The 15,654-nt window shown below is 69.1% G+C and carries 17 protein-coding genes; 13 read left to right on the top strand and 4 right to left on the bottom strand.

The window, feature by feature from the left end:
• Positions 1 to 44 precede the first annotated feature (44 nt).
• Together ACFQZQ_RS03710 and ACFQZQ_RS03705 are read left to right on the top strand one after the other, a co-directional pair.
• Positions 45 to 611, top strand: coding sequence for an SRPBCC family protein (locus ACFQZQ_RS03710; protein WP_386811319.1), 567 nt, complete (start codon positions 45 to 47; stop codon positions 609 to 611).
• Positions 608 to 1,066: a hypothetical protein gene (locus tag ACFQZQ_RS03705; RefSeq protein WP_386811318.1), complete on the top strand. Its 459-nt coding sequence runs from the start codon at positions 608 to 610 to the stop codon at positions 1,064 to 1,066. Before ACFQZQ_RS03710 ends, ACFQZQ_RS03705 begins: the two co-directional genes overlap by 4 nt.
• Before the next feature lie 43 nt (positions 1,067 to 1,109).
• On the opposite strand, the gene ACFQZQ_RS03700 is transcribed toward ACFQZQ_RS03705, so the two are convergent.
• Positions 1,110 to 1,943, bottom strand: a complete 834-nt coding sequence (locus tag ACFQZQ_RS03700; RefSeq protein ID WP_386811317.1) for an SDR family oxidoreductase — start codon at positions 1,941 to 1,943, stop codon at positions 1,110 to 1,112.
• Between the two features lie 57 nt (positions 1,944 to 2,000).
• Here ACFQZQ_RS03700 and thpR point away from each other — a divergent pair, with 57 nt between their 5' ends.
• On the top strand, positions 2,001 to 2,615 hold the full coding sequence (thpR, locus tag ACFQZQ_RS03695) for an RNA 2',3'-cyclic phosphodiesterase (protein WP_386811316.1): 615 nt from the start codon (positions 2,001 to 2,003) through the stop codon (positions 2,613 to 2,615).
• 27 nt (positions 2,616 to 2,642) lie between these two features.
• Here the strand turns inward: thpR and ACFQZQ_RS03690 are convergent, their stop codons facing one another.
• Positions 2,643 to 2,885, bottom strand: a complete 243-nt coding sequence (locus ACFQZQ_RS03690; protein WP_386811315.1) for a hypothetical protein — start codon at positions 2,883 to 2,885, stop codon at positions 2,643 to 2,645.
• Between the two features lie 104 nt (positions 2,886 to 2,989).
• Between ACFQZQ_RS03690 and ACFQZQ_RS03685 the strand changes: the two genes are divergently transcribed.
• Positions 2,990 to 3,622 carry a YdeI/OmpD-associated family protein gene (locus ACFQZQ_RS03685; RefSeq protein ID WP_386811314.1) on the top strand — a complete coding sequence of 211 codons (633 nt, stop codon included), beginning with the start codon at positions 2,990 to 2,992 and terminating at the stop codon, positions 3,620 to 3,622.
• Positions 3,623 to 3,846: 224 nt separating this feature from the next.
• Here ACFQZQ_RS03685 and ACFQZQ_RS03680 read toward each other — a convergent pair whose 3' ends face one another.
• A complete protein-coding gene (locus ACFQZQ_RS03680) occupies positions 3,847 to 5,613 on the bottom strand; it encodes a M14 family metallopeptidase (protein ID WP_386811313.1) in 1,767 nt (588 codons plus the stop codon).
• Positions 5,614 to 5,781: 168 nt separating this feature from the next.
• On the opposite strand from ACFQZQ_RS03680, the gene ACFQZQ_RS03675 reads away from it, so the two are divergent.
• The 3 genes from ACFQZQ_RS03675 to ACFQZQ_RS03665 all read left to right on the top strand — a co-directional run bounded on the left by ACFQZQ_RS03675 (position 5,782) and on the right by ACFQZQ_RS03665 (position 8,793).
• Positions 5,782 to 6,426, top strand: a complete 645-nt coding sequence (locus ACFQZQ_RS03675) for a glutathione S-transferase family protein (RefSeq protein WP_386811312.1) — start codon at positions 5,782 to 5,784, stop codon at positions 6,424 to 6,426.
• Between the two features lie 117 nt (positions 6,427 to 6,543).
• Positions 6,544 to 8,136 carry a POT-type proton-dependent oligopeptide transporter gene (locus ACFQZQ_RS03670; RefSeq protein ID WP_386811311.1) on the top strand — a complete coding sequence of 531 codons (1,593 nt, stop codon included), beginning with the start codon at positions 6,544 to 6,546 and terminating at the stop codon, positions 8,134 to 8,136.
• 48 nt (positions 8,137 to 8,184) lie between these two features.
• On the top strand, positions 8,185 to 8,793 hold the full coding sequence (locus tag ACFQZQ_RS03665) for a rhomboid family intramembrane serine protease (protein WP_386811310.1): 609 nt from the start codon (positions 8,185 to 8,187) through the stop codon (positions 8,791 to 8,793).
• Positions 8,794 to 8,805: 12 nt separating this feature from the next.
• On the opposite strand, the gene ACFQZQ_RS03660 is transcribed toward ACFQZQ_RS03665, so the two are convergent.
• Positions 8,806 to 8,997, bottom strand: coding sequence for a hypothetical protein (locus tag ACFQZQ_RS03660; protein ID WP_386811309.1), 192 nt, complete (start codon positions 8,995 to 8,997; stop codon positions 8,806 to 8,808).
• A 125-nt stretch (positions 8,998 to 9,122) separates the two neighbouring features.
• Between ACFQZQ_RS03660 and ACFQZQ_RS03655 the strand changes: the two genes are divergently transcribed.
• The 6 genes from ACFQZQ_RS03655 (at position 9,123) to ACFQZQ_RS03630 (ending at position 15,563) form a co-directional block, all read left to right on the top strand.
• Positions 9,123 to 10,124, top strand: a complete 1,002-nt coding sequence (locus ACFQZQ_RS03655) for a hypothetical protein (RefSeq protein WP_386811308.1) — start codon at positions 9,123 to 9,125, stop codon at positions 10,122 to 10,124.
• A 42-nt stretch (positions 10,125 to 10,166) separates the two neighbouring features.
• Complete coding sequence (locus tag ACFQZQ_RS03650) at positions 10,167 to 10,502, top strand: GNAT family N-acetyltransferase (protein ID WP_386811307.1); 336 nt, start codon at positions 10,167 to 10,169, stop codon at positions 10,500 to 10,502.
• A 207-nt stretch (positions 10,503 to 10,709) separates the two neighbouring features.
• Positions 10,710 to 11,423, top strand: coding sequence for a pseudouridine synthase (locus ACFQZQ_RS03645; protein WP_386811306.1), 714 nt, complete (start codon positions 10,710 to 10,712; stop codon positions 11,421 to 11,423).
• Between the two features lie 259 nt (positions 11,424 to 11,682).
• Positions 11,683 to 12,477 carry a DUF3298 and DUF4163 domain-containing protein gene (locus ACFQZQ_RS03640; protein ID WP_386811652.1) on the top strand — a complete coding sequence of 265 codons (795 nt, stop codon included), beginning with the start codon at positions 11,683 to 11,685 and terminating at the stop codon, positions 12,475 to 12,477.
• Positions 12,478 to 12,537: 60 nt separating this feature from the next.
• Positions 12,538 to 13,722 (top strand): cyclopropane fatty acyl phospholipid synthase, encoded by a 1,185-nt coding sequence (cfa, locus tag ACFQZQ_RS03635; RefSeq protein ID WP_386811305.1) that lies wholly within the window; start codon positions 12,538 to 12,540, stop codon positions 13,720 to 13,722.
• A 542-nt stretch (positions 13,723 to 14,264) separates the two neighbouring features.
• A complete protein-coding gene (locus tag ACFQZQ_RS03630) occupies positions 14,265 to 15,563 on the top strand; it encodes a glycerophosphodiester phosphodiesterase family protein (protein WP_386811304.1) in 1,299 nt (432 codons plus the stop codon).
• The last annotated feature ends 91 nt before the right edge of the window (positions 15,564 to 15,654 follow it).

Raw genomic sequence — 15,654 nt, 5'->3', positions numbered from 1 at the left:
GCGGCCGGCGTCCTAATCGCCGCACCCCAACGAAGGGAACGGACATGCGCGGCATCATTCGATCGATCCCCGGCAAGACGCTCGTCGCGGCCCTGGTGCTGGCTGCGGCCGGCCTGGCCCAGGCCGAGGTCAAGGACGTCTCGCCCAGCGGTTTCACCCTCGAGAATTCGCAGGTCGTCCCGGTCGACGCGACTACCGCGTGGAAGGCATTGGTCGATGACGTCGGCCGCTGGTGGCCGAAGGACCACAGCTGGTGGGGCGACGCCTCGAAGCTGTCGATCCAGCCGCGTGCCGGTGGCTGCTTCTGCGAGATCAACGGCGCGCAGCAGGCCTGGCACATGACCGTGACCTTCGTCGATCCGGGCAAGACCTTGCGCATGACCGGCGGGCTCGGGCCGCTGCAGGGCATGGGCGTGGCCGGCGCGCTAGAATTCCGGCTGGCGCCGGTCGCCGATGGCACGCGTATCACGTTGTATTACCGCGCCGGCGGCTACACCCCCGACGACCTCTCCAAGTTCGTGCCGGTGATCGACAAGGTCCAGGGCGAGCAGCTGGGCGGGCTGGCCGATTACCTGCGCGCACAGGCGAAACGCGACGGGAAGGGTTCGTGAGCGCGCCGAACCGCTGGCTGGTCGCCGGCGCCGGCCTCAGCGCCCTGGCCGCGCTGCTGCACCTGGGCGTGATCGCCTGGGGCGCGCCGGGCTATCGCATGTTCGGCGCCGGCGAGCGCATGGCGCAGCTGGCCGAGGCCGGCCACTGGTACCCGCCGGTGGTGACGGTGTGCATCGCCGCGGTGCTGGGCATCTGGGCGGCCTATGCGCTGTCCGGCGCGGGGCTGATCCGGCGGCTGCCGGCGCTCAAACCGATCCTGTGCGCGATCACCGCCGTGTACGTGCTGCGCGGGCTGGTTCTGATCCCGCTGCTGGTCACCGGGCACGCCGCGGCAACCGCGTTCAACGTGTGGAGTTCGGCGATCTGCCTGGGCTACGGCGTGGTGCACCTGATCGGACTGATCCAGGTCTGGCCGACGCTGCGCAGGACCGCGCTGGCGGCATCGCCGCGCTGACAAGACGCCCGGACTTGCGCGCGGCTGTGGCGGTGGGCGCGCCTCAGCCGTTGTAGCCACCGCCGTTGACGTGCAGGAACTGGCCGGTGACGTAGCTGCTGTCGTCGCAGGCCAGGTACACGAATGCCGGCGCAACCTCGCTGGGCTGGCCGGGCCGCTTCATCGGCGTGTCCTTGCCGAACTCGCGTTGTTCCTTCGGGCTTTTGCTGGATGTGATCAGCGGCGTCCAGATCGGCCCCGGCGCGACCCCGTTGACGCGGATGCCGCGGCCGACGACGTTCTTCGCCAGCGAGTAGGTAAAGCTCTCGACCGCGCCCTTGGTGGCCGCGTAGTCGATCAGGTGCTCGCTGCCGCGGAACGAGGTCACCGAGCCGGTGTTGATGATCGCGCTGCCTTTCTTCAGGTGCGCCAGCGCGTAGCGGGTCAGGTGGAAGAACGGGAACACGTTGTTTTCGAACGTGGTGCGCAGCTGCGCGGGGGTGATGTCCTCGAGCTTGGACTGGGTGACGTGGTCGGCCAGGTTGTTGACCAGCACGTCCAGCCGCCCCAGCGTCCTGACCGTGCGTTCGACCGCCGACTTGCAGCGCGCCACGTTGCGCGCGTCGCCGCGCAGCAGCAGGCAGCGGCGCCCCTCGGCCTCGACCATCGTCTGGGTATCGCGCGCGTCGGCGTCCTCGCTGAGGTAGAGGATCGCGACGTCGGCGCCCTCGCGGGCGAAATGCACCGCCACCGCGCGGCCGATGCCGCTGTCGCCGCCGGAGATCAAGGCGACCTTGCCGTCGAGCTTGCCGCTGCCGCGGTAGCCGGCGCGGATGGTGTCCGGCTGCGGCTGCATCGGCCGCTGCTTGCCCGGGGTGGTGATGCCTTTGGCGGACATGGAAGACTCCCGCGTCGTGGTGGGATCCGATCGTGACCGCCGCGCCGTGGCCGCGGCATGAAAAAGCCGCTTGCCACCGCCGGCTACACTTTCGCGATGCAAGACGACCTGTTCGCAAGCGCTGGCGAGGCCGGCTGGGACGACCCGCATCGCCTGTTCTTCGCGCTGTGGCCCGATGCCGGGTTGCGCGAGGAGATCTGCCGCGTCGCGGCGCGCCTGGAACGCGACTGGGCGCCCGGTGGCCGGCGGCTGCGCCCCGATCGCTACCACCTGACGATGCAATACCTGGGCGATTACAGTCCGCTGCCCGTCGCGCTGCTGGAGCAGGCCTGCGCCGCCGCCGACGGCGTGCGGCTGCCGGCGTTCGACCTGCAACTCGACCGCGCCGCCAGCTTTGCCGGGGCCAGGGTGTGGTGGCTCGGCACGCAGGCGGTGCCCGAGGGGCTGGAGCGGCTGTGGGACGGCTTGGGCCAGGTGCTGGCCAGGGCGCACGTGCGGGTCAAATCCGCGCCCGCGTTCACCCCGCACCTCACGCTGCAGCGCGACGTGCGCCGGCTGATCGAGCCGATGCCGGTCGAGCCACTGGCGTGGCCGGTACGCGAGTTCGTGCTGATCGACAGCCAGCCCAGGCGTCCGTACGCGGTGCTGCGGCGTTGGGCGCTGGCGGGCTGATCCGCCGCGGTCAGTGTCAGCGGCGCGTCAATGGCGGATGTTGAACGCGGGTTCCTCGTCCAGGCTGCCATCGGGCCGCAGCGCCACGAACGCGTTGTCGCCCGCGAAGATCACCGGCACCGCGTCGCGGAACGGCGGGTGGCGCACGAAGCGCAACTCCCAGCCGAAGAATTCCAGCTCGCGCAGCATCCGCAGCTGCGCCTCGTTGAGTTGCGCGCGCAACGTGGCCGAGCCGTCCGCGCCGGCACGGCGGCGGTCATGGGTGTACATCGGAGTCGCTCCTCAAGGGGGTTGCCGCTATCCATGCCAACGCAGAAGCGGGTGCAGAATAGGACGCCGCCGCCGCGCCAGGCGGCCATGCAGGAACCCCGCCAATGACTCCGCGCGACCCCCGGATCGACGCCTACATCGCCCGCCAGGCCGACTTCGCGCGGCCGCTGCTCGAGTACCTGCGCGAGACCGTGCACGAGGCCTGCCCGGGCGTCGAGGAAACCCTGAAATGGAGTGCGCCGGCGTTCGTGCATGCCGGGGGGATCCTGTGCTCGATGGCGGCGTTCAAGCAACACGCCTCGTTCGGCTACTGGAAGCACGCGCTGGTGGTCGGCGAGGACGAGAGCGCCGGCCAGCCGCGAGAGGGCCAGCCGCGAGAGGGCATGGGCAGCTACGGCAAGCTCACCACGCTCAAGGACCTGCCGCCGAAGAAGCAACTGCTCGCGCACCTGCGCCGCGCCATGCAGCTCAACGAGGACGGGGTGAAGACGCCCGGCGTGCGCAAGACCACCGCGCCCAGGCCGCCACCGCAGGCGCCGGCCGACCTGGCCGCCGCCCTGCGACACAACGCCAAGGCCAAGGCGACGTTCGAGGCCTTCCCGCCGAGCCAGCAACGCGAGTACGTCGACTGGATCACCGAGGCCAAGCGCGACGAGACCCGACACAAGCGCCTGGCGCAGGCGGTCGAGTGGCTGGCCGAGGGCAAGCAGCGGCACTGGAAGTACCAGAATTGCTGAGTGCCGCCGCGGGTGTAACAACGCTGCGTAGGGCGGGTTTTAACCCGCCTGCAAGGGAGACCTCGGCGCCGCGCCCACCCGTGCGCATCAGGTAATCAAGTTACCGATGGCGGGTCTTACTCGCCATCGGTGGCGCGCGGCGGCCGACGGTTCGTGATGGCGGGTTTGAACCCGCCCTGCAGAAGCAATCGCAGCGCCGATGCCGGCGCCCGGGGGCGCCGGCCTCACCGCGGTGCGTGGTCGGTCCGCAGCACCGGATACAGGTTGTAACGCGCGTCCCACGACGAGTGCCGGCGCGCGAAAAACTCCAGCCGCGCCTGCGGGCTCTGGGCGAATGCGGCGTCGTCCTTCAGGCGCTGCTCGAACGCGGTCTTGAGCTGCCTGTCCTGGGCCAGCATCGCGCGCGCGACTTCCTCGGCGACGTAGTCCTCCATGTACTCCTTGCGCTCGAAGGCGTTGTTGAAGCGGCCCCAGGCGGCGAACGCGTCGGGCGCCTGCGGCTCCAGCAGCGCCATCACCAGCCGCGCCTTGGGCTGCGCGATCGGCACGAACAGGGCGCCGGCGCCGATCGCCTGGATCTCGCTCTTCCACTGGCCGGCCAGCGTGGTGCGCTGGTGGCCCTCGGTCGACGCCGCGCCGAACTCGGCCTTGTCGGCGCGGAACGCCTCGACCCGCGCCTTCGGCTGCGCCTGCGCCACGCGACGGTAGTCGATCGCGTGCTGGTCGAGCTTGGCCGCGACCCAGCCCGCGTGCGCGGCGGGCACGAAGTAACCGGCGCGCGGCGCGTCCACGACGAGGCTGGGGCGCACGTCATCGCGAAGCGGAATGTTCCAGACCTGCGGCGTGCTTTCGTCGTAGCGCGTCATCAGCGCGCCGGACACTTCCGACGGCGTGCGGGTGTAGGCGTAGCCGCGGAACGGGATCGTGCGCGCGGTCGCGCTTGCCTTGTAGTCGAGCGCGACCGGCTTGCCGCCGAGCTTGGCGGCGCGGGCGTCGGCGGCCTGCACCTGCTTCTGCCAGTTCGCGCCGTGCGCGGCGACCAGTTCGAGCGCGGCCAGGATCGTGTTGCGGGTGGCGTGCACGCGGTGCTTGTAGTCGCGCCACGAATGGGTCTCCACCAGCATCCCCAGGCGATTGCGTAGCTGCGTGTAGCCGTGCGAGAAGCGCGGCGGGGCAACGCCGTCCTCGAAGCCGGATTGCGGATTGTCGGTTTCGACGAACGAAGGGTAGAACGCCAGCGGCAACGAGCCCTGCGCGGCCAGCCGCTCGATCACGCCGTCGCGGAAGGCCTTGCCGACCGCGCGCAACGCCGGGTCGCCGGAGTTCAGCGGCTCGACCTGGATCGAGATGTCGTGCTCGAACTTGGCGCCGTCGGTGACGTGCAGGTCGAGGTAGGCCAACGGGTCCCATTGGTTGATCAACGCCAGCATCGCCTGCATCTCGGGCGTGTCGGCCTTGGCGTAGTCGCGGTTGAGGTTGTAGTTCTGGCCGGTGGTGCGCCAGCCCATCTCCTCGGGCCCGCGCTGGTTGGGGCGGTTCCAGCGGCCGAAGCGCTCGTGGCCGTCGATGTTGAACACCGGCACGAACAGCAGCACTTGCTTGTCGAGCACGCCGCTCGCCGCTTCGCCTTCAAGCAGTTCGCGCAGCGCGAGGAAACCGGCGTCCTTGCCGTCGATCTCGCCGGCGTGGATGCCGCCTTGGATCAGCGTTACCGGCAGCTGTCTGGCCTTGGCCGCTTCTGGTGTCAGCGCACCACTGGTCGACGCCACCAGGACCTTCATCGGCCGGCCCTCGGGCGTGGTGCCGAAGTCGGCACAGCGCACCGCCCGCGGATGAAGCTGGGCGAATCCTTCGCACAGCGCGATGACCTCCTCATAGCGGCCGGTCTGGACGAACCCGCTGCGCTCGGCGACGGTCGCCAGCGGGTTGTGGGCCGCTGCGACGGGCGTGGCGGTGGCAAGCAGGGCGGAAAACAACAGGGTGCGCGTCATGCGTCGGCATCTCGGCAGAAGATTGCCGGCATCCTAACGGAGCCCGCCCGCGGCGGCGCTGCGCGGCATCACGCTGCTGCCAGCCGGGCGTCAGCAAGGCCCACTTCGGGTCGGATCGGTGCGGGCCATCGATTAGACTGCGGCGCTGATTCCGGAGGCCCGCACGCGATGACAACGCCGACCTATTCCCTGTACTACGCGCCCGGCGCGGCCAGCCTGGTGGTGCACTGGTTGTTGCTCGAGCTCGACGTCGCGCACGAGCTGCGGCTGGTCGACACCAAGAGCGGCGAGCAGAAGCGCCCCGAATACCTGGCGCTCAATCCCAACGGCGTGGTGCCGACCCTGGTGGTCGATGGCCAGCCGCTGTTCGAGGCCGCCGCGCTGCTGATGACCCTGGCCGATCGCCATCCGCGCGCCGGATTGGCGCCCGCGCTCGACGACCCGCGCCGCGCGCACTACCAGCAGTGGATATTCCACCTGGCCAACGCGGTGCAGCCGCTGTTCCGGATCTGGTGGTACCCGCACGAAGTCGCCGGGATCGCGCACGCCGACGCCGCGCAGGCCCACGTGCGCCCGCGCATCGAGGCGGCGTGGGAGCGCCTGGACGCGCACCTGGCCGGCAACGGCCCGTACTTGCTCGGCGATACCGTGAGCGCTGCCGACTTCTACCTGGTGATGCTGATGCGCTGGTCGCGCGCGATGCCCAAGGACGCCTTGCAGTGGCCGCATCTGGCCGCGCTGGCGGCGAAGCTGAAGGCGCGGCCCTCGTTCAAGACCCTGTACGAACGCGAAGGCCTGACCGAGTGGGCGTGAGCGACGCGTCGGAGTGATCGGTTAGGCTTGCCCGCGACAACCACTTCCAACCCCTGCGTCGGGATGCGCGGGCTCGTGCGACGGACCCGCACCCGCTGCTTAGAGGAACGCTCCTAGATGACGACCACCGCCGCCGCCACAGTCACCGACAGCGCGGGCAAGATGCCCCGGCAGATTCCCTACATCATCGGCAACGAGGCCTGCGAGCGGTTCAGTTTCTACGGGATGCGCAACATCCTGACCCCGTTCCTGGTCACCACGCTGCTGCTGTACGCGCCGGTGGCCGAGCGCGCCGGGATCGCCAAGGAGGTGTTCCACACCTTCGTGATCGGCGTGTACTTCTTCCCGCTGCTGGGCGGCTGGATATCCGACCGCTTCTTCGGCAAGTACAACACCGTGTTCTGGCTGTCGCTGGTGTACGTGGTGGGCCACGCGTTCCTGGCGATCTTCGAGGACAACCGCACCGGCTTCTACACCGGCCTGTTCCTGATCGCGCTGGGGTCAGGCGGGATAAAACCGCTGGTGTCGGCGTTCGTCGGCGACCAGTTCGACCAGACCAACAAGGCCAAGGCCAAGGTCGTCTACGACGCGTTCTACTGGACGATCAACTTCGGCTCGTTCTTCGCGTCGCTGCTGATGCCGATCTTCCTGCGTAACTACGGCCCGTCGGTCGCGTTCGGCATCCCGGGCGTGCTGATGTTCATCGCCACGGTGATCTTCTGGATGGGCCGGAAGAAGTACGTGCACGTGCCTCCGTCGCCGCCGAACCCGCATTCGTTCGTCAACGTCTCGCGCACCGCGCTGACCCGCCGCGTCGATGGGCAGTCGCGGCCCGGGTTGGTGGTGGCCGGGATCGGCGTGCTGCTCGCGCTGGGTTCGCTGGTGCTGATTCCGCAACTGGGCTTCGTGATCGCCGCGGTGCTCGCGCTGGGCCTGCTGATCGGCTTCGGTGGCGTCGGCACCTCGATGCAGCTCGAGCGCGCCCGCGGCCTGCATCCGGACATCGCCGTCGACGGCGTGCGGGCGGTGCTGCGCATCCTGATCGTGTTCGCGCTGGTCACGCCGTTCTGGTCGCTGTTCGACCAGAAGGCATCGACCTGGATCCTGCAGGGCAACGAGATGGTGATGCCGCACGACCAGTGGTGGTGGCCGAGCTGGCTGGTCAAGGAGCCGGCGCAGATGCAGGCGCTCAACCCGCTGCTGGTGATGCTGCTGATCCCGTTCAACAACCTGGTGCTGTACCCGGCGCTGCGCCGCCTCGGCTTCGAGCCGACCGCGCTCAAGCGCATGGGCTTCGGCATCGCGTTCTCGGGCCTGGCCTGGGTCGCGGCCGGCATGATCCAGCTGTACATCGACGGCGGCGACCCGGTGTCGATCGCCTGGCAGGTGCTGCCGTACGTGCTGCTGACCTTCGGCGAGGTGCTGGTCTCCGCGACCGGGCTGGAGTTCGCCTACAGCCAGGCGCCGCAGTCGATGAAGGGTACGATCATGAGCTTCTGGCTGCTGTCGGTGACCTTCGGCAACCTGTGGGTGCTGATGACCAACGCCAGCGTGCGCAACCCGGCGGTGATCGAGCAGATCGCCAGCACCGGGATCAGCGAGACCGCGTTCCTGATGTTCTTCTTCGCCGGCTTCGCGTTCGTGGCCGCGGCGGCGTTCGCGCTGTACGCACGCCGCTACCCGATGCAGGACCACTACCGTGCGGTTTGACCGCATGCCCGTTCCCGGCGCCGGCCGGGGTGGGGCAGGGCGCCACCCATGCTGACCATCGCGTTGATCGCGGTGACGGTGCTGGTGTCGTGGCTGGCGTTCGAGCGGCCGAGGCTGCTCGACCGCCTGATCCTGTGGCCGCCGGCGATCGACCGCAAGAAGCAGTTCGATCGGTTGCTGACCCACGGCTTCATCCACGCCGATTGGCAGCACCTGCTGTTCAACATGATCACGCTGTTCTTCTTCGGCCGCTTCATCGAGCCGTTCTTCGCCGACTACCTCGGGCCGTTGGGCTTTTTGTGGTTCTACCTGTCGGCGATCGTGATAGCGATCCTGCCGACCTACCTGCGCCATCGCCACGACCCGAACTACCGCAGCCTCGGTGCCTCGGGCGGGGTGTCGGCGGTGCTGTTCGCGTTTATCCTGGTCAAGCCGTGGAGCCTGATCTTCGTGTTCTTCCTGCCGGTGCCGGCGATCCTGTACGGCGTTGCCTTCGTCGGCTATTCGTTCTGGGCCGACCACAAGGGCGGCGACAACACCAACCACAACGCGCACCTGTCCGGCGCGATCTATGGCGTGCTGTTCATGCTGCTGATGGAGCCGCGCGTTGGCGCGGCGTTCGTGGAGCGTTTGCTGAGCCCGTCGTTCTCGGGCTGAGGAGCGCGTCGCTCAGGCGGCGCGGTTGGCCAGCACCGGCGGTTCGTCGCCGTCGTAGGCCTCGACCAGCCGGCCGTAGACCATGGCCTCGAGCTGGGCGAGTTCGTCGGCGGCGGCATTGCCCCTGGCGGTGAGCTCGAACAGGCGGGCCACGGCCTCGTCGTCGCTCAGGGTGCCGATGCTGATGAGTTCCATGTTGGTCATGCGGCTGCTCGTTGAGGTCGACTGATGACAAGCTGTCGCACGATGTGTGCCAAGCATCGCAGGTGATTTGTGCGCGGTTCCTGTGACGCGGCACGTCACTGGTCGCCGCTGTGGTTCAGGCGAGGGTGACGCGCGCGGTCCGCGCGCGGGGCCGGTATCCGGATCGCTCACTTGGCTTGAATGTCCCGCGTGATACCAAGATCGGGCGACGCGTGGCTGCGCCCGCGTCGGCATCCTTTGCCCAGCACCGTTGTCGGCATTCGTTGTTGTCACCGTTGAACCAGGAGGAACGCATGGCGACCGCCAAGGCAGTGAAGTCCCGGACCCAGAAGACCGCCCCGAAGAAAGCCACCGCGAAAAAAGCCGTTCCAGCGAAAGCCGCCGCGAAGAAGGCCGCTGCAAAGAAGGCCCCAGCCCGGAAAGCCGTGGCGAAAAAGGCCGCCACCACCCGCAAGCCGGCGACCACGCGTGCTGCGACCAAGGCGGTGAAGAAGATCGCGTCGCCGCGCAAGAGCGCCGCGAAGAAGGCGGCGACCAAGGCCGCTGCCACCAAGTCCACCGCCGCGAAGCGCGTCGTGAGCAAGAAGACCACCGGCCGCGCCGCCGTCCGAAAGACCGCAGTCAAGAAGGTCGCAGCCAAGAAGGTCGCGAGCAAGAAGGTCGTAGCCAAGAAGGTCGCGAGCAAAAAGGTCGCCGTCAAGAAAGTCGCCGCCAAGAAAGTCGCAAGCAAGAAACTCGCGAGCAAGAAGGCCACCGCACGCAAGGTCGCAGCCAGCCAGCCCGCGCCCGTCCAACGCGCCACCGCACCCAAGTCTGGTGCAGCTGCGCAAACCCGCACACCTGCGGCAGCCACAAAGGCCCCGCGCAAGCCGCGCAAGATCACCCCGGCGCAAGCGCTGGCCAATACCCAGGCGCTGCTGGAAGCCAAGCGCGAACACGACCGCCAGCCGCAGCCCTGGCAGGCGCTCGATCCGCTGCAGGGCCACACGCCGAACGAGGGCTTCCAGTCGCCGGGCGCGGTGGCCAAGGCCGAGGAGCTGCACGCCGGGGAGAGCCGCATGCAGGCGATCCAGGGCAGCATCGGCAGCCAGGATCGCCACAACCAGGGCAAGCGCGACAACCGCTGAGGCGGCGCTGTCGTGCCACCACCCCGACCCACAGGAGTGTCCATGCCGAACCCGTCCCCGCCCAGCCACGATCCGACCCGCGACCCGGCGGCCGGTGCCCGCACCGGCGAGGAGATCCGCCATCACGCCGGTGCGCATCGCTTCAACACGATGGTCGAGGGCTACGAGGCGCTGCTCGACTACCGCCTCGACGGCGACCAGATGGTGATCGTCCACACCAACGTGCCCGACGCGATCGGCGGCCGCGGCATCGCCTCGCAGCTGGTGCACGCGGCGTTCGAGCACGCGCGCGGCCAGGGCTGGCGAGTGCGGCCGCAGTGTTCCTATGCCGCCGCGTGGGCCGAGCGCCACCCCGAGTACAGCCAGCTGCTGGGCTGAACCGATGCGCCTGCGAGCCGAGCGCGCAGGCGGACGATTCCCAGGGCAAGCGTGGATTGCAGGCGCTTGCGCGGCAGGCGCGTCGCCCCTTGCGAAGCCCCCGCGCAGGGCGATCCGAAACCCGGCGGTGGCGCCATGGCCGCCACCGGTACCCCGCCGGCGGCCAAGGTATGACAGCATTCGCGTCCCCCAGCGCCCGGCGCCCGCATGCGGCTCAATAAACACATCAGCGATACCGGTTTCTGCTCCCGGCGCGAGGCCGACCGCCTCATCGCCGAGGGCCGGGTCACGGTCAACGGCGTCCGTGCCCGCGTCGGCGCCGAATTCGGTGAGGGCGACACGTTGCTCATCGACGGCCAGGCGCTGCGCGTGCGCCCCGTCGCCAAGGGCCAGAAGCAGCACGTCTACATCGCGCTCAACAAGCCGGTCGGCATCACCTGCACCACCGAGTCCGACGTCAAGGACAACATCGTCCATTTCGTCGGCCACGAGCGCCGGATCTTCCCGATCGGCCGGCTCGACAAGGACTCCGAGGGCCTGATCCTGCTGACCAGCAACGGCGACATCGTCAACGAGGTCCTGCGCGCCGAGAACAAGCTCGAGAAGGAGTACCTGGTGGCCGTGAACAACATGGTCACCGACGAGTTCCTGCGCGGCATGGCGCGCGGCGTGCCGATCCACGGCCAGACCACGCTGCCGTGCAAGACCGGCAAGCTCGGCCGCTACGGCTTCCGGATCGTGCTGGTGCAGGGCCTCAACCGGCAGATCCGGCTGATGGCCGCACACTTCAAGTACCGGGTGAAGCAGCTGGTGCGTGTGCGCATCGGCAACGTCAAGCTGGGACACCTCAAGGTCGGCCAGTGGCGCAACCTCACCGACGCGGAGTTGCGCGGCTTGCTGCCGCACCGCAGCGAGTGGTGATCGGGCGCGGGCAATGTCCGCCCGGCCCGCCGTCGGGTTGAACCAACCGCATTACCGAACCAAGCCCGGGCCCCATCGCCCGGGTTTCCTCGTTTGCCTAAGCGAGGCAGGACGCGGGACCGAATCGTCGTCCATGCCGGCATCACGTCGGACTCCCTATTCTTTTTCCCACTATCCCGCAGCCCCAGTACGCCCCATGAGCACAGCAGTGAAAGGAATCCGACCTGTCAGCCGAGTGTTGGCCTGGGGCGTGTTGTTAATGGTGGTCGCGTGCGCGGTGGGGTGCCGGCGCGAGGGGGCGCAGCCGCAGCCCGCCGCTCCGGACGCATCGCCAGGCGCACCCTCGGCGATCAAGCCGCCGCCGGCGCCGCTGCTCGAGGATGTGGTCGAGACCACGCCTACCTACGTGATCGGCATCAGCTACCCGCCGTCGGCAGCGAAGTACCCGGGGCTGGCGGCCGAGCTCAAGCGCTATGCGCAGGCCGCGCGCGCCGACCTGCTGCAGGCGGTGCAGGCGCGTCCGGCCGGCAGCGACGCCGCCCTGTACGACCTGTCGATCAGCTTCACCGAATTGCTGGACACGCCGGCGCTGGTGGCGGTCGCGGGCGACGGCAGCAGCTATACCGGCGGGGCCCATGGCGCGCCGCTGATCGCGCGTTTCGTGTGGCTGCCGCAACAGGGCAAGCTCCTCACCGCCACCGACCTGGTCCCGCAAGCCAGGAGTTGGGACGCGATTTCCGCCAACGTCCGCGAGCAACTGCACACCGCGCTCTCGCAGCGGGTGGATGCCGACGCGCTGGCGCCGGCCGAACGCGCCGAGGTAGTGAAGAACGCCGGCCAGATGATCGATGAAGGCACCCAGCCGGACCCGAAGAACTTCGCGATGTTCGAGCCGGTCGTCACCGCCGCGGGCAAGCTGCGCGCGCTGCGCTTCGTGTTCGCGCCGTACCAGGTGGGACCGTACTCGGATGGCACCCAGACCGTCGAGGTACCGGCTGCGGTGCTGTTGCCGCATGTCGCACCGGCGTACCGTGGCTTGTTCGAGGCAGGCTAGCGCGGTACCGGCGACGATGCGGCCGCGGAGTTCCTGATCCGAAACGTCAGGAGAATGCGGATGCCGATCCACCCGTTCCGACACCGCGTCGAACGCCTGCTGGGCGAGGCCGACGTGCGCGTGGTGGTGGATGCGCCCACCGTGCCGATCGATCCGGCCCGCGCCCCGGCGGATTCCCGCTGCGACCCCTGCGTGATGCAGGTGCACGACGAACGTCTGTACGCGCGGCTGATCGAGCAGGGCTCGCTCGGCCTGGGTGAGTCCTACATGGACGGCTGGTGGGACACGCCCTGCCTCGATGGGCTGCTGTTCCACCTGCTCGACGCGCGCCTGGACAAGCGCGTGCCGGGCATCGCGGCGCGGCTGGACGGGCTGCGCTCGCGGCTGCTCAACCTGCAGTCGCGGCACCGCGCGTTCGTGGTCGGCGAGCGCCATTACGACCTGGGCAACGACCTCTACCAGGCCATGCTCGGCCGCCGCCTGGTCTACAGCTGCGGTTACTGGCGCGCGGCGGACAACCTGGACGACGCGCAGGAGGCCAAGCTCGATCTGGTTTGCCGCAAGCTGGGCTTGCAGGCGGGGATGCGGGTGCTCGACATCGGTTGCGGCTGGGGCGAGGCACTGAAGTTCGCGGCGCAGCGCTACGGCGTCAGCGGCGTGGGCATCACCGTCTCGCAGGAACAGGCCGAGTACGCGCGCGAACTGTGCGCCGGCCTGCCGATCGAGATCCGCGTGCAGGACTACCGGGAGCTCGATGAGCCGTTCGATCGCGGCTTCTCGCTGGGCATGTTCGAACACGTCGGGGTCAAGAACTACCGCCGCTATTTCGAGGTCGCGCGCCGCTGCCTGCGTGAAGATCACTCAACCGGCGGTGGCTTGTTCCTGCTGCATACCATCGGCAGCAACGTCTCGGTCCGCCGCACCGACCCGTGGATCGCGCGCTACATCTTCCCCAACTCGATGCTGCCGTCGGCCGCGCAGCTGGCCCGTGCCTGCGAAGGGCTGTTCGTGATCGAGGACTGGCACGGCTTCGGCCCCGACTACGACCGCACCCTGCAGGCCTGGCGCGACAACATCGAACGCGCGTGGCCAAGCCTGCCGGCCCGGTACGACGAGCGCTTCCGGCGCATGTGGCGCTACTACCTCGCCGCATCGATGGCGACGTTCCGCAGCCGCCGTTCGCAGCTGTGGCAATGCGTGCTGTCGCCGCGCGGCATGCCGGGTGGGTACGCCGCGCAGCGCTGACGCGCTGTTGCTCCCTCCCTTGCGAAGCAGGGGGCGAAGAGGCGCGTTTGCGAGCCACGGGCTCGCGCGCCGAGGAGCGCCCGACGGCTATGCCGGCGGGGCGGACGGGTTGGGGAGGGTGCTTTTCGGCCGCGACGCAGAATCAAAATCAAGAGCACCCCCTCCCAACCTCCCCCTGCGCTGCGCGCAAGGGGAGGGGCAAATCCAAACAAACAACCTAGCGGATCTGCTCCCTCCCTTGCGAAGCAGGGGGGCGAAGAGGCGCGTTTGCGAGCCACGGGCTCGCGCGCCGAGAAGCGCCCGAGGGCTATGCCGGCGGGGCGGACGGGTTGGGGAGGGGTGAGGCTCTTGTCTTTGTGGTTGCTGGCACGAGCACCAGAGCAGAAGCACCCCCTCCCAACCTCCCCCTGCTTCGCAAGGGGAGGGGCTGCAGACGCCGCGCTGTCCCGCCACCGTCAACCTCCCGCAACCTGCGCCGCCGAGCATGCCCGGACCGGCGGCAGGGGCGTCGGCATCCCCCCGACACCCGAGAGGTCCACCCAATGAACCTGCGCTTGCAACTGCGCTCCCCGAAGTTGGCACTGGCGCTGGTCGCCGGCATGCTGCTGGCGTTGCCCATCAGTGCCAAAGACCGCCCCGTGACCGACGCCCAGCACGCTCCCAATCGGCACGGCCTGATCGTGATCGCGCACCGTGGCGCCAGCGGTTACCGCCCCGAGCACACGCTCGAGGCCTACCGCCTCGCGATCCGCATGGGCGCGGACTTCATCGAGCCCGACCTGGTCGCGACGAAAGATGGCGTGCTGGTGGCCCGCCACGAGAACGAGATCTCCGGCACCACCGACGTCGCCAGCCACCCCGGGTTCGCCAGCCGCAAGACCACCAAGGCCATCGACGGCAAGCCGGTCACCGGCTGGTTCACCGAGGACTTCACGCTGGCCGAGCTCAAGACCCTGCGCGCGCGCGAGCGCATCCCGGCGGTGCGCCCGGACAATACCCGCTTCGACGGCATGTACCAGGTGCCGACGTTCGCCGAGGTCGTGCAACTGGCCAAGCGCGAGAGCCGCGGCGGCCGGGTGATCGGCGTGTACCCGGAAACCAAGCACCCGACCTACTTCGCGCGCGAAGGCCGGCGCCTCGACGGCACGCCGATCGGCATTTCGCTCGGCGCCAAGCTGCTCGAGGTGCTGGTGGCCGAGGGCTTCACCGATCCGGCGCGCGTCTACATCCAGAGCTTCGAGGTCGAGAACCTGCTCGAATTGCAGAACACGCTGATGCCGGCCGCAGGCGTGCGCTACCCGCTGGTGCAGCTGTTCGACGACATCCATTCGGCCAAGCCCTACGACATCGGCTACAACGCGCGCTCTGGCATCGACCTGGCGCGCGTCTACGGCGGCCTGGTCGCGCAGGTCGACGGCGGCCTCGGCGTCGACACCCTTTATGGCGCGCTGGCCAGCGAGGCCGCGCTGGGCTGGATGAAGGCGAACTACGCGACCGGCATCGGCCCGTGGAAGGCCAACCTGCTGCCGCGCGTGGCGCTCGACCCCAAGCGTGACGCCAACGGCGACGGCAAGGCCGAACTGGCCACGCGCAACAACGGCCGCGTGCACCCGATGCTCGGGCGCGCGCTCACCGCGGGGCTGGTGGTGCACCCGTACACGCTGCGCGCCGAGGAGCCGTACCTGACGCAGACGCCGAGCGGCGTGTCGCAGTCGGTGATTGGCGAGGCGGTGCAGCTGTACAGCCTGGGCGCGCAGGGCTTCTTCATCGACCAGCCCGATCAGGGCGTGGCAGCGCGCGAGGCGTTCCTCGACCTCAACCGGCCACTGCGCGAGCGGTAAGACCCGTGCTGGCCTTCGATCTGCTTCCCTCTCCCTACGGGAGAGGGATTGAGGGTGAGGGTTCGGCGGAGCGGCAGACGGTGAGGTGCAT

This window comes from Lysobacter koreensis (genome assembly GCF_042677045.1).
GTDB lineage: Bacteria > Pseudomonadota > Gammaproteobacteria > Xanthomonadales > Xanthomonadaceae > Lysobacter_K > Lysobacter_K koreensis.
The sequence above is the reverse complement of the archived record's forward strand: the minus strand, read 5'-3'. Positions and strand labels throughout refer to the sequence as shown.